This is a genomic window from Mucilaginibacter limnophilus, from assembly GCF_004005815.1.
GTDB lineage: Bacteria > Bacteroidota > Bacteroidia > Sphingobacteriales > Sphingobacteriaceae > Mucilaginibacter > Mucilaginibacter limnophilus.
Window position 1 is genome coordinate 626221 of the sequence record NZ_SACK01000001.1, and the last position, 13510, is coordinate 639730.

At 43.6% G+C, this 13510-nt stretch carries 10 protein-coding genes; 4 read left to right on the top strand and 6 right to left on the bottom strand.

Annotated features, from left to right (window positions below; translation table 11 throughout):
• The first annotated feature begins 5 nt into the window (after positions 1 to 5).
• Genes EOD41_RS02725 through EOD41_RS02735 form a run of 3 tightly spaced genes read left to right on the top strand, consistent with a single transcriptional unit; the run spans position 6 to position 4476 of the window.
• Positions 6 to 1496 carry a SusD/RagB family nutrient-binding outer membrane lipoprotein gene (locus tag EOD41_RS02725; RefSeq protein WP_127703236.1) on the top strand — a complete coding sequence of 497 codons (1491 nt, stop codon included), beginning with the start codon at positions 6 to 8 and terminating at the stop codon, positions 1494 to 1496.
• 26 nt (positions 1497 to 1522) lie between these two features.
• Complete coding sequence (locus tag EOD41_RS02730; protein ID WP_127703237.1) at positions 1523 to 3010, top strand: DUF5689 domain-containing protein; 1488 nt, start codon at positions 1523 to 1525, stop codon at positions 3008 to 3010.
• 50 nt (positions 3011 to 3060) lie between these two features.
• Entirely contained in the window at positions 3061 to 4476 is a 1416-nt protein-coding gene (locus tag EOD41_RS02735; RefSeq protein WP_127703238.1) for a calcineurin-like phosphoesterase C-terminal domain-containing protein, read from the top strand.
• A 107-nt stretch (positions 4477 to 4583) separates the two neighbouring features.
• On the opposite strand, the gene EOD41_RS02740 is transcribed toward EOD41_RS02735, so the two are convergent.
• From EOD41_RS02740 to EOD41_RS02760, 5 genes are all read right to left on the bottom strand, one after another.
• Positions 4584 to 4877, bottom strand: coding sequence for a CHC2 zinc finger domain-containing protein (locus EOD41_RS02740; protein ID WP_127703239.1), 294 nt, complete (start codon positions 4875 to 4877; stop codon positions 4584 to 4586).
• A gap of 89 nt (positions 4878 to 4966) precedes the next feature.
• Complete coding sequence (locus EOD41_RS02745; RefSeq protein ID WP_127703240.1) at positions 4967 to 5950, bottom strand: tetratricopeptide repeat protein; 984 nt, start codon at positions 5948 to 5950, stop codon at positions 4967 to 4969.
• A gap of 7 nt (positions 5951 to 5957) precedes the next feature.
• Positions 5958 to 6320, bottom strand: a complete 363-nt coding sequence (locus EOD41_RS02750) for an RNA recognition motif domain-containing protein (RefSeq protein ID WP_127703241.1) — start codon at positions 6318 to 6320, stop codon at positions 5958 to 5960.
• 105 nt (positions 6321 to 6425) lie between these two features.
• Entirely contained in the window at positions 6426 to 10427 is a 4002-nt protein-coding gene (locus EOD41_RS02755) for a glycoside hydrolase family 44 protein (RefSeq protein ID WP_127703242.1), read from the bottom strand.
• A 186-nt stretch (positions 10428 to 10613) separates the two neighbouring features.
• Positions 10614 to 11372, bottom strand: a complete 759-nt coding sequence (locus tag EOD41_RS02760) for a LytR/AlgR family response regulator transcription factor (RefSeq protein WP_127703243.1) — start codon at positions 11370 to 11372, stop codon at positions 10614 to 10616.
• Between the two features lie 171 nt (positions 11373 to 11543).
• Here EOD41_RS02760 and EOD41_RS02765 point away from each other — a divergent pair, with 171 nt between their 5' ends.
• Entirely contained in the window at positions 11544 to 12590 is a 1047-nt protein-coding gene (locus EOD41_RS02765) for a sensor histidine kinase (protein ID WP_127703244.1), read from the top strand.
• Here EOD41_RS02765 and EOD41_RS02770 read toward each other — a convergent pair.
• The gene (locus tag EOD41_RS02770) at positions 12587 to 13510 is read right to left on the bottom strand and encodes a helix-turn-helix domain-containing protein (RefSeq protein ID WP_127703245.1); all 924 of its coding nucleotides are present in this window, start codon (positions 13508 to 13510) and stop codon (positions 12587 to 12589) included. The genes EOD41_RS02765 and EOD41_RS02770 overlap by 4 nt on opposite strands.

Sequence of the window (13510 nt, forward strand, 5' to 3'; positions counted from 1 at the left end):
GAATAATGAAAAAAAATACATATATATTTTTAATGACGATGCTGCTTATGTCTGCAGCGATATCATCATGTAAAAAAGGCTTTATTGAAATGAATACCGACCCTAACGGTACGCCTAACGCCCTGCCACAGCAATTACTGGCGCCGGCTTTGGTTAATACATTATCTACCAACATGCTGCGTAACCGTAACTTCAATAATGAGTTGATGCAGGTAACCGTTGACATGGGCGACTCGGAAGGAAGGGTCTTCCGTTATGACATCAGGCGCAGCATGGCTGATAATACCTGGAACGGATGGTATATCCAGTTGACAAACTTTAAGGATATCTATAACGTAGCCAGCCAGCCATTAAACTATAATGAAAGCTACATGGGTATATCGTTGATATGCCAGTCGTGGGTGTACTCGCTGCTTACTGATACTTATGGAGATGTACCATACTTTGAATCGAACCAGGGCCGTGAAGGCAACTTTACGCCTAAATTTGATAAGCAAAAAGACATTTACACAGATATATTTAATAACCTTGAAAGGGCTGACACCTTACTTGACGCTGCGGCCAATGTAGTGCCTTCAAGCGACCCTGTATTTAACGGCGATGCCGCGAAATGGCGGAAGTTTGGCAATAGCCTGTACCTGCGTTTACTAATGCGCTTATCAGGCAAAGCCGAGATGGCCGATTTCTGCAAAGCTAAAATCAAAGAAATAGTTGATACAAACCCGGCAGCTTATCCAATAATGGCAGGTAACGAAGATGCCGCTGTATTGCGCTGGACAGGAGCAGGCTCGCTTACCTCGCCGTTTATTGGCGGCGTGCGGGAGCAGGACTGGCGGGCTTTGGCTATTACTGAATTTTTCATCAATAACTTAAGCCGCTGGGCCGATCCGCGACTTACTACCAACAGATGGTCGATAGGTACTTATCAGGGAGGTTATGCCGGTGTGCCAAGCGGTTATGCACCGGGTGAAAACATAGAGAAGAAATCGTACTTCCTGTCAACCACATCAAAAACTACCTTGATGAACGATCCGCTGATGGGTAACATCATGAACTTCTCTGAGCTTCAGTTTATCTTAGCCGAAGCAGCAGCTAAAGGCTGGATAAGCACGCCTGCAGAAACATATTATAAAGCAGGTGTACAATCAGGCATTACTTTCTGGATACCAACTTTTACCACACCAATTGACGAGTACCTGGCTTCAGCCGACATAGCCTGGAATGAAGATGCTTCATTAAATGACAAGATGGAAATGATCCATTTGCAAAAGTATTATTCAATGTTCGGGACAGATTTCCAGCAGTGGTTTGAATACCGTCGTACAGGCCATCCGGTGTTGCCGAAGGGTAATGGCTTACGCAACAATGGTGTAATGCCTGCACGTTTGGTTTACCCTGTTTATGTGCAGTCAACCAATCCGGATAACTATAGAGCCGCGGTTGCTGCTCAAGGCCCTGATGAAATATACACACAGGTTTGGTGGCAAAAACCATAATTCTTTAAACACTGAATTTGGAAAAAATGAAAAAACTAGCATTATATATAATTGCAATACTGGCACTGGCCCAAGCTGCCTGTAAAAAAAATGATTATGCCGAAGGTGCGCTAAGCCCCATTATAGCAGTAGTCGACCTGAAGGATTTATACAAAGGATCGGACGTTAAATTAACGACTGAAAACATGGGGGGAGCACAGCAAATTGTGGGAGTAGTTATTTCGAATACCACATCAGGCAACAGCCCTGCAGGTTTGCTGGTTATACAAAACGACCGCCGGAAAGAAGTGCGTGGTATTGCCATTGAAATAGGTGACGCTGCTTCAAACTACCTTCCGGGCGATTCTGTGACTGTACAGGTTACCAACGCGACTCTCACAAGAGTGAACGGCAGCATGCGCCTTAAAGGAGTATCTGCAGATGCAGTAACCAAGGTGAGCGAGAACCACACTATAAAGGTGCGTTCGGTACCTTCATCAACGCTTATGGCTTCACCTGATAACTATGAAAACACGCTGATCACCGTTAGCAATTCAATAGTTGAACCCGAGCCGCAGCCCGGTGACACCTTTTCTGGAGATAAAACCATAAACGACGGTTTTGGTAAGATGACGGTACACGTTGAGCCAGGAGCTACTTTTGCTAATGATGAGATTCCGCCAAGTGCGAACTTTACCGGTGTGCCTGTAATAGCTAACGGTAAGCTGGTATTGTGGCCACGCACTGCGGATGATGTTTTTGAACTTCCGCTTATAAAGCCATCTCCGATAATCATAACCGGTTACCTTACCGACCCTACCGGCGTTGATGCCAACTATGAGTATATCCAGTTTATGGCAACCCGCGATATTGATTTTGCCGAAACCAGCTTTGCTGTGGTTACCACAAACAATGCCGGTAGTAATCCTGCTCCTGAAAATGGTTGGGCCCAAGGTTTGGCGCGTACCTACAAGTTCAACCTAACATCAGGCAAAGTATCAAAAGGTCAATTATTTTATGTTGGCGGCAACAAAAATATCTACGGCGCCGGTTCTACTGATATAAGTACTGCCAACTGGATAGTAAGCAGGATGTACGCAACCGTTCCGGGTGACGACTTTGGCGCGGTAACAGCCAATCTGCTGGCCAACAGCGGTAACGTTGCGGGTGTATCAGTGTTCAGCGGTATCGCGGTTACTTCTGCAAGCGTGCCTTTAGATGTAATTATGTATGGCGGTAACGGCAATGTCTATTCACCTGGTCCGCCTGAAGTAGGATATCGTATTACCAATACCGATTACTATAGCACTATCAATCCTGTTACAAGGCTCGATCAATCGTTTTACGGCGCCGGTACCAATACATCAAAACTTACGCTGCCTGCTACAAGTAATTTCAGTCAGCTTGGTGGTGTATATGATGCCGCCACCGGCCGCTGGACAAAAGGCCGTACGGTAACCAGTATTCCGCTAACCCCAACATCGCCATTAAGCACTATTGAGAGCGGCGATAACCTTACAATTATTGTTAATTAATTTCAAGTCAGTGCCTGAAAAGGCACTGACTTTTCTTTGAATAAATACCTATGGACAGAAGAAAATTTATAAAAGGTCTCGGCCTGATTACCGGTAGCGCGTTTATTTCTTTAAAAACAAACGCGTTTTCTAAGCTTACCGCCGGACAAGCCATCAAAGGCAAAGTAACCGATGGTAAAAAGGGAATTGCTAATGTTGTTGTTTCTGATGGTTTTTCGGTTGTTGTAACCGACAAAAACGGTAACTACGAGCTAACGCCCAACGAAAAGGCAAAAAGCGTTTTCATGAGTACCCCTTCGGGTTACGAGTTTAAAACAGATTACAATGTAGCCCGCCATTATTCTGATTTAGCCTCAGGCTCTCAGTTCGATTTCAAGCTTACGCCTTTAAAAAGAAATGATGATAAGCATCATTTCATCATTTGGGCCGATCCGCAGGTGAAAAATAAAAAGGATGTAAAGCAAATGATGGAAACATCCGTGCCTGATACCATTGAAACTATCCGCAGCCTGGGTAAGGATGCATTGGTACACGGTATTTGCGTAGGTGATATTGTTTGGGATAGTCACGATCTTTTTCCGGATTATAATGAAGCCGTAGCAAAAATGGGCATTCCGTTTTTCCAGGCCTTGGGTAATCATGATATGGATTACCGCATGGGCGGCGACGAAACTTCAGACGCAACATTCAAAAAAGTGTACGGGCCAACGTATTATTCGTTTAACAGAGGAAAAGCGCACTACGTAGTGCTTGATGATGTTCGTTACCTTGGCACCGAGCGTGAATATGATGGCTACATGACTGAAGATCAGCTGGCATGGCTTGAAAAAGACCTGCAATATGTACCGAAAGATCGCCTGTTGATTATCAACCTGCACATTCCTGTTTACAACCAGGTTAAAAATAACCAGTACTTTTATGCCCTTTTAAAAGGATATAAAAATGTTCACATTATGTCGGGCCATACCCATTATAATGATAACAACATTACCAATGGTATATTTGAACACAATCACGGCACGGTTTGCGGCGCCTGGTGGACTGGTCCAATTTGTACCGATGGCACCCCGCGCGGATATGCCGTTTATGAAGTAACCGGAAATAATCTCAAATGGTACTACAAGTCAACCGGACAACCGGCAAATCATCAGATAAGCATCTATACAGATAAACTTACTGATCAGGTCCGCTTGATAGCCAATGTATGGAACTATGACCAGGAGTGGAAAGTAACGTATGCTTTGGATGGTAAAAACATGGGTGAACTGCCTAAAGAAGCCGGTTTTGATCCGTTAGCAGTTACACTGTATAAAGGGGATACCTTGCCAGAGCCACGGCATTTTGTGGAGCCAGTTCAAACAAACCATTTATTTGTAGCGCACTTTAAACCGGGTGTAAAAAAGGTTACGGTAACCGCAACCGACAGGTTTGGTAATACCTATGCCAGCGAAAAGGATGTTGAATAAAATGTAATTACTAACAAAGCCGGTCATAAAGCCGGCTTTGTTAGTAATTATTATCTTGATATTCAATAATGAAGCGCGCAAGGTCAAGAATAAATAATGCTGATAAGTTAAGCTGATCTTTTTGCAGAAATTCCGGCATGCTGAGCAAGTATCTCGGCGGCTTCGTCCTTTGTCTTTTTTGTTATCAAAGACAGAAACTCAATTGGACCGCCTTCTGTACCGCATCCAAAGCATTTGAAAACGTTTTTAGCCGGCATAACCATAAACGAAAGATTGTCGTCATGTAAAGGGCAGTTGCCTTTTAACGCTTTTCTGCCTTCCTGCAAAGGAATGTAATTTTGAATAAGCGCTGCCAGGTCAGTTTCGTTTTGGATGCGTGCGATGAGTTCTTCGGACAACATAGTTAGTTAGGGTTCGTTGTACCAAATATATCGAATACAGGCTGTTTTAAGGGTTTTGTTGAAAAGTTACAGTTATTAACAATGCCTGGTTACCATTCACCAGCTACAAGATCAGGGTGTGCTTTTACCCATGCTGCAGCATTTTTATCGGCGCTTTGGCTGATGAAATTCGCAAAGGCTGTCATACGATCAGATAAGGCTAATTGATGAAAGTGTTCAGCCAGATCATCGTAAAATGTGTTATCTGCTGTTTGTTTGTTGGCAATAGTGCCCAGTTTAATAAATATTGCGGCCAACTGTTTACCTAAAAACGCAGTATTTGATTGTGTGCCGGTTCCGGTGTTGTTAGCAGCAGTAATAATTGCCTGGTTAAGTTCTTTGTTTTTGGCATCAACTACCGGTGGTTTAACGCCGGGGTCAGCCTTTAATGTGCCTCCTTTAAGTATGCTTTTCAGGTTTCCAAAGGCTTCGCCGCTGCTTTGCCCTGTTGGGCTGATTGACAGCAAACGGCAAAGGGCAAGCAGTGCCGGAGCTCGTTTATTTTGGTGAAAGGTAACTAAAGCGTACACACGTAAACTGCCGGTGTGTTTCGGTTCCTTCGCAAGAACATTGAGCACACTTTTTTCAGCCTCATTGTATTTTTTTGCACGGAAATATGCAAGTGCAAGGTTGTAATGCAGCAGATAGTTTGCCGTATCAGTGTTGATTGCTTTAAGATAACTGTCAATAGCCTTATCAGGCTTTGCGGCTTTATCATAAATATTCCCCATTAAAGCGAATGAGGAAGAAAGTACCGCAGCAGAAGCATCTTCAGTAACAACTTTTTGCAGATACGGCAATGCATCTAATCCTTTTCCTGAAACACTAAGGCTGACAGCGATCTGGTAGTTGGCTGTTGTGTTATCCGGTTCGAGAGCTAAAGCAGCCTTATATTTTTCAATTGCCGCGGTGTATTGCTTCTCCTGATTTAACTGTATCCCTTCTTTAATCAGAGCACGCGCATCCTGTGCGTTAACAGTTATACCGAAGCCAAGCAATGTAACCAACAGGATATAAGTTACAGCAGATCTCATAAAGCAATTACCGTTGATTAATTCTGCGGCGTTTGGGTTTATCAGTGTCGCCGGGGCGGCCTACTTTTCTAAATACAGGCTTTGCCGGTGCAGGCTCATCTTCTTTAATGCTAACAGATAATTCTTTTCCTTTGTAGGTAGCGCCGTTTAGTGCTTCAACAGCTTGCTCGGCGTCGGCTTTGGTAGCCATTTCCAGAAAAGCATAGCCCTTACATTTGCGTGTGGCTTTGTCGCGCACAATCTTAATAGTCTGAACATTTCCATGCAGGCTTACAAGCTGCACCAGTTCAAGCTCATCGGCATCCAGTGGGAAGCCGCCAAAAAATATTTTAGGTAGTGTTTCGATAACGCAAATGTACAATAAGATCATGTATAAATTCCAAATAATACTTACTAAATATGCAAATCATAAATACACAAAAAAGCCCCCCTTCAACCGAAAGGAGGCTTCAATCCACAATCACTAAAACAAGGCTTATTCCTGTATCAATACTTTTAATGACGCAGGGTCTTTTCCTTCGTTTCTTATTATATAAATACCGCCGCGTAATGCAGGTAAGGATATACTTAAATTGCCGGTTGCCTCAGTTATATATGTACTGTAAAGCAACTTGCCATAAAAATCGCGCAGCGTAATCTGACGTTTAGCCGCATCATTAAACTCGTAGTGTAAATTAAGCGTACCGTTGCCCTTTACCGGGTTAGGGTAAACATTCAATGTGTTTGTGTTAACGGCTTTATTGGCTGACAGTGTAGCTTTTGTTTCACTAAGTGTTGCGGGCGGAACAGTGACCGTAACGTTAAGCTTACATCCGTTCGACTTGTCAGTTACCTTAACCGTGTAAGTTCCAGCCGCAACATTGATTAGCTTTTGCGTTTTGTTGCCATTGCTCCAGGCATAAGTATAGTTGCCGCTGCCGCCTTTCACAATTACTTCCGCATTACCGGGAGTTACAATTTGTGTGGAAGTTAATTCTACATCCTTAAGTGTAACTTCTTCCATGTAAACAAATCCGTTTGGCCCTGTAACGCGCACAATATGTTTTCCGGCGTTTAGGCCGCCAAACTTTTTGTTCCTCATGCCGCTTGGGTTTACTGCTCCATCAATATAATAAGCAAACGGACCGGCAGCGTCATAAACAGTATCAACCGTTATAGTACCTTTAGTGCCGCAACCCGGGTTTGAATATTTGATCTTCACATCATGTACCAAACTGCCTGATGCATGTATTTCATCTACCTTAAAATCAACTACTCCGCTTAACTGGTTACTCAGCCAGCCAACACGTGTCATTTGCGCCTTATCGATATTGGCATTATCACCAAATAATTCAGTAAGTGGTACTTTTACCAGTTGATAATCGCCGGTGTATGATGTTACATAGCCGTTGGCTTTAAGCTTAACTCCCGGTGGATCGTTACCAAAGCGGTCTTTCACAAAAACTTCCATATCAAAGTCATCCGAGACTGGTGTTAACATTTTCAGATAGAAGTTCAGGTAACGTTTGTCGCTCAAATCGGCTAACTCAGTATTATAAGTATCCTCGTTCCAATCCCATGCCGCCGCTGTAAAATCTTCTCCACCCTTGTCAAGATGTATATCTAAACTTATCGGCTGAGCATTACCGCCGGTTGCATTTACTTTTGTAGTGGTTGCAGGGTTCACCTGTATTTGTGCGCCGGTATTTTTGGTGTCGCCGTCCCAAATAAGCAGGTTACTGGCTACTTGTTCAACTTTGTAAGTAACATATCCGATGCCCTCATTTTCGAGCGCATCTTTGGCATTGATCTTTAATTTTTTGATACCATATGCTACGCTTTCAGGTACTTTGAAGGTCCATTGATAGCGGTTAGCTGATGTCAGCGTCATAGGCTGGTTGTTAGGGCCATTAACTTCTGAAAGGTCGATGGTTACTGATTTTAGGTCATTATCCGGATCTTTAACCGTAGCTGATACAGTAACTGCGGTCGACTTGTCGGCATAACCTGACGTGCGTGTTTGTGAAATATATGAAACCACAGGCGCTTTGTACTGATTTGAGTAGGGCAGTACCCTGATATCATCCACCCACACATCAAAACCTTTTGAAGCGGTGTTGGCTGCAAAATTAAATTGCCATACCTGGTCGAGATGAACTTCTGATCCTGCCGTAAGCGCTGAGATAGGTATGCGTACCCGGCTGTATGACGTAGGACTGAAAGCTGATAAGTAACCATCGCGTTTTAAAAGTACGCTGCTGGATGTGGCCAGTTCGGCAGAAGCATCACGTATATTAAATTCGATATCTGAGCCGGCAGGCGCGTTCGAGCGGATATAAAACTCGATATAGCCATAGTCGCTAATGTCACGGCCATCAGCAGGGTTGCTGTTTTCAGATATCCGCCAGGTCATCATGTTATACTTGTTAGCCGCGTGTTCAAAATGCATAAACAGGCTGCCCGGCTGATTATTACCGCCCGTTGTTATGCGCTGTATTTTAGCTTTCTGGCTGGCAATACTGTCTGCCGGATCAAAGAAATGTTCACCAACGCCACGCTTTACGGAATCGGCATCCCATACCAGTGATGATTCTGTTTTCTTGATAACACGATATTGTACGGAACTCTCGCCGCTGTGATTTTTTGCATCGACGGCGGTTATTTTAATCAGCTTCAAACCCGAAACAGCGGTAGTAGGCAAGTCGAAATGCAGCTTATATTCGCCCCGAACGTTGCTGATCACTTTAAGCGGCGCTGCGGCCGGACCACCAACAGGTGTAAGGTCGGCTGTTACCTTGCGGATATCTTTATCACCATCATAAATAGTTGCGATGATATCAAATGAAGCTGTACCGTCTGACCAGCCAGCCTGTGGTGTTACCTTAACCGCGTCAAAATCCGGGAAAACAGAAAGGTCTTCTTCAGTTAGTACGATATGGCAAGCTGTTAACGGCGGAATGGTGTATTCAAACTTGTTGTTTTCAATCACCCTGATGTTGCGTATTTGACGTACGGTAGAGCTGCTGCGGTCGAAAGCCCAAACACGTGCGCTTTTGTACACTTTATCGCCATTGATGTTAATTGTGGCAACGATAGGCCCATCCTGATTTTTGTTCATGGCGATGATGTGCGTGCGGCTTTCATTAGCCGATTCTATCGACGCATAAACTGATGAGTTTTCGATATCGTTAGTAGATGAGCTAACCGAAATATCACCAAATTGCCCGCCCTTGCCATCGTAGTTCCGGTATAAATCAAACCCTGATTTTATATAGTCGATAACAGCGCCCCAATAGGTAGCTAAATAAAGGTCCAGTTTACCGAAAGTGCCCAGCGCGTCGGCCTGCGCAATACCGCCCGAAGGATGTCCGGTACCCATGTAACTGTACTCGGTAATGGCCAGTTTGGTACCCGGGTAATAGGTGTCAATGTGTTTCTTCATTTTCGGGATGAATGGCAGAAACTGCTCCACCTTCCAGCCGTCGGTACCTATCCAGGTGTTTTCGCGGTAAGTGGTATCCCACAATGAGCGGGTCATTTCCATACGTGCGGCGCTGGTGGCATAATCAGGGCTGTTATCAAATGGGCTTAAACCGTCGTTACGGCCTTGCGGATACCAGTGCACGTCAAGTACATCAAGCAGGCGGGTTGAGCCGCCGCGTTCTTCCATTTTTGCAAGGTAATAGTCAATAAAAGTAGGGTAGTCGCCATGTACATCCGCCCAGTCAGGAGCTTCCTGAAGGGTCTCAAACTCTGAAACTCCCCATGATGCCGGGCCGAAAACCTGTGCGGTTGGGTCCATTTGTTTTATACGGGTAGCCAGTGCTACAGAGTTATCAAGTAAGTAAGTAACCGGAACGTGCGACGGTCCCCACATACGCGAATGTGAATCAAACCAAAGCCCGGGCTCGTTATCAAGCGCGTAAGCTTTTACACCGGTAGAAGTATTGCTTTTTCCAAAATGGTGAATAAGGAAGTTAATTTCCTCATCATTATAAACGGTGCTATCTGTAAGATCAGGTGTAAGACTAAATGCACCAGGTTTTTGATATTTCACTTTCGCCCACCTGTTTGACGGTGCGGTCTGCGCCCCACTCACAGCTCCATTTTTATCCGCAGCCACATATTTAGCCATTGGCAGGGTGATCAGTGAAAAAGCATTTTGCTGCAAAGAGCGCGTATGGAACGCTTTAATTGCAGCCCCCGGTACATTGTAGTCGCCCTCATCTACCCCTTGTTCCCAGGGCACATAGTTGTCACTTTCGTGAAACCAGTCGCGCCCTGCATTTGAGGCGTTGTTTTCCCAATTGTAATTAGTAATACGGTTTCCGCCTAAACGTTTGGCAGCAGCATACTTGTAATTATCATTAGTGCCATATATCAGCGGACTGATTTTTTTTCTTTCGGCTTTGGTATTTACGTTAAACGTAACCTTTACCTGGGCGTATCCCTGAAAGCCAAAAAGCAGTAAAACAAAAAGTAAACGTTTTGAGTGCATATAAGTTAATTAGAGATTTTGATGGATGATATTACCTGACGGCATTACCCTGCGGTATCCTTCGTGTTGTTGTAGCAAGTCAGTTAATAGGTATAAAATTGATATAACTACAAGTCTCGCGCGTTATAACTAATACCAAAGTGCTTATTTGACATGCTGAAATGACATATAAGGCTGCGGAAGTATTTATTCGCCAAGCCACTTTTTAAACTCGTTAACACGCAGCCGCCCTACAACTATTTCTGCATGGGCAGATGGTTCTACCTCAATTTTTAGCTTGCCGCCAAACCAGGTATGTACTTTTTTTATGGATGAGTAGCTGAGCAGAAACTGGCGGTTTACACGGAAGAACTGTGTCGGATCGATATCGGTTTCAATGGCGTCCATGCGCTTATCAATAATGTAGTCTTTACCATCAGTAGTTTTAATGTACTGAAAGCGCTCATGTACGTAGAAATAGGCTATCATGCTTGCATCAACTGAAATAAGCCGGGTTCCCAACTTAGCAAGGTAACGGTTACGATAGGTTGGTGTATTGTGCTTTATCGAGCGGAGCAGGTTTGAAATATTGCCGGTATGCCCATTAAGATGATGCTTTTTAAATTTTAGTAAAGCGGCAGTAAGCTCGTCAGCATTAATGGGTTTGAGCAGGTAATCAATGCTGTTCAGCTTGAATGCTTTTAAGGTATGCTCCTGGTATGCAGTAATAAAAATAATAGGTATTTCAAGGTTGAGTTTATCTATAATATCAAAGCTTTTACCGTCGCCAAGTTCAATGTCCATAAATATGAGGTCGGGCATTATGGCAGCCGTTTCAAAAAAGCTAATGGCGGCGGCCTTGCTGTCAAGCGTAGCTAAAATGTCAATGATCTCTCCGGTATCGTTTAGTAATTTGGTTAGGTATTGCGTGGCCAGCAATTCGTCTTCAATAATTACAACCTTCATTAAGCGTGTTTATAATGTGATAGTTAGTTTAGACCTTACGGCAGATGATTTCGTTACGCTACATTTATAATATAATTTTTATCGTTTCAGGATGAATTATCAGCATTTCGATATCAGTTTTACCCGATAACTATAATTTTCAGTTATGTTTATATTCTGATAATACCCCTGATGACGTTCCCGGAAAAAAAACTGCGCGTTTACGGTTCGCTGGTGGCCATGGCCTTCTTCTTCGTGTTTTTTATGATGGAGATGTTGTTTTCGCCTACCAAAGCTGATCATCTTTTCCTGAAAATTTTTATCGCTACAGTTCCCTTTACAATTGCATTTTGGGAACCTACACGCTGGCTGATACTCAAGCTGCGCAGCCGGTTTCCCGATATCCGCTATTCAGGCAAGCGGTTTAAATATGCCATGTTGGTGCTTATACCTTATGGTTTGCTGCTGGCCTATCTAAAAGTTTATATTGAAATTGAATACAAGGTTTGGGGTTATGCAATGAACTACGTGTCATACTATACCTGGACAGCGGGTATTGTTCTCTTGTTCATCCTGGTGCAGGCCTTTGTGTACGAGGGCGTTTACTTTTTTCAGCAATGGGTTAAATCATTAAGTGAAGCGGAAGACCTTAAGCGGCTGAATCTTGAGATGCAGTTCGACTCACTTAAGGTGCAAATACAGCCTCACTTCCTGTTTAACTCGCTGAATACATTGGTGGCACTTATTGAGTTTGATACCAATCGCGCTAAGAAGTTTACGCTCGAACTCGCCCACATGTACCGCTATTTTCTCGAGGCTAACAGCAGTAACCTGGTTAACTTGAGCGATGAGCTGGATTTCGCGCAAACCTATTTTTTCCTGCTTAAAACACGGTATGAGGATGGGCTGTATCTTGATGTGCATACCATAGCCGATCTTGACAGATACAGTATTCCGCCTTTAAGCCTGCAGGTGCTTTTGGAAAACGCTATAAAACATAACCGCATAAGCACCGCCGAACCGCTTTACATCAATATATCTATTGATGCAAACCAACACGTTATAACCGTTAAAAACAATATTCAAATAAAAGAGGGTGCAATTAAAACCGGCCACGGATTATCACACCTCAAAAGAAAGTTTGAACTTATAGGATTTCCTTTGGTAATTATTAATAACGCGGAAGAAAACGGTTATTTTGAAGTAACACTGCCGCTTATCGATATTAAAACCGTTTAATTGAATGATTGCCTGAATTCCAGAGGCGAAAGCTGTGTTTTACTTTTAAACAGCTTGCTAAACGACTGCGGGTGTTCAAAGCCGAGTGCATAAGCAATTTCGTTAACCGTCAAATTGGTGGTTGACAGTTGTTCTTTCGCCCTGGCAATCAGTTTGTCGTGAATAAACTGCTGGGTGCTTTGACCCGTGAGCGTTTTAAGCAGGCGACTCAGATAATTTGGCGAAACGTTAAGGTTATCAGCAATATATTGCACCGTCGGCAAGCCTTTTATAGAAAGATTGTCATCATCAAAATAAGTTGATAACAAATCTTCAAGGCGAGCCAGCACCTGGTGGTTACTTATTTTCCGGGTAATAAATTGGCGTTCGTAAAACCGTTCGGAATAATTAAGCAGTGTCTCAATATGCGAGATGATGATGTTTTGACTAAAACGGTCGATATTGGCATCAAGCTCCTGCTTTATATTTTCTACAATGCCGTTTACTGTGATTTCTTCTTTTTCAGATAAAAAAAGCGCTTCGCTAACAGCATAGTCAAAATAATCGTATTGACCGATGCTTTTAGCAAGCGGGGTGTTCCAGATAAAGTCAGGATGGATAAGCAAAATCCATCCTGAACTGTCGGCACTAACGGTTGTATCAACGGATACGCTGAATACCTGATGAGGCGCTAAAAAAAACAACACGCCCTCGTTAAAGTCGTATTCCTGCTGTCCGTAGCGCAGCTTTTTACCTGATGCCATCCGTTTCATAGATATCGAATAAAAATCCAGCGTCCAGCTAATGCCATTATCCTCGGCCCTGTGGTTTACTGATGCGTAATCAATTACACTGATAAGCGGATGCTGTGGAGGCGGAAGCCTTCTGAATTTATGGAATTCAGTAATCGTTTTAATGTATGCCGGTGGCGTGTTTTTCAT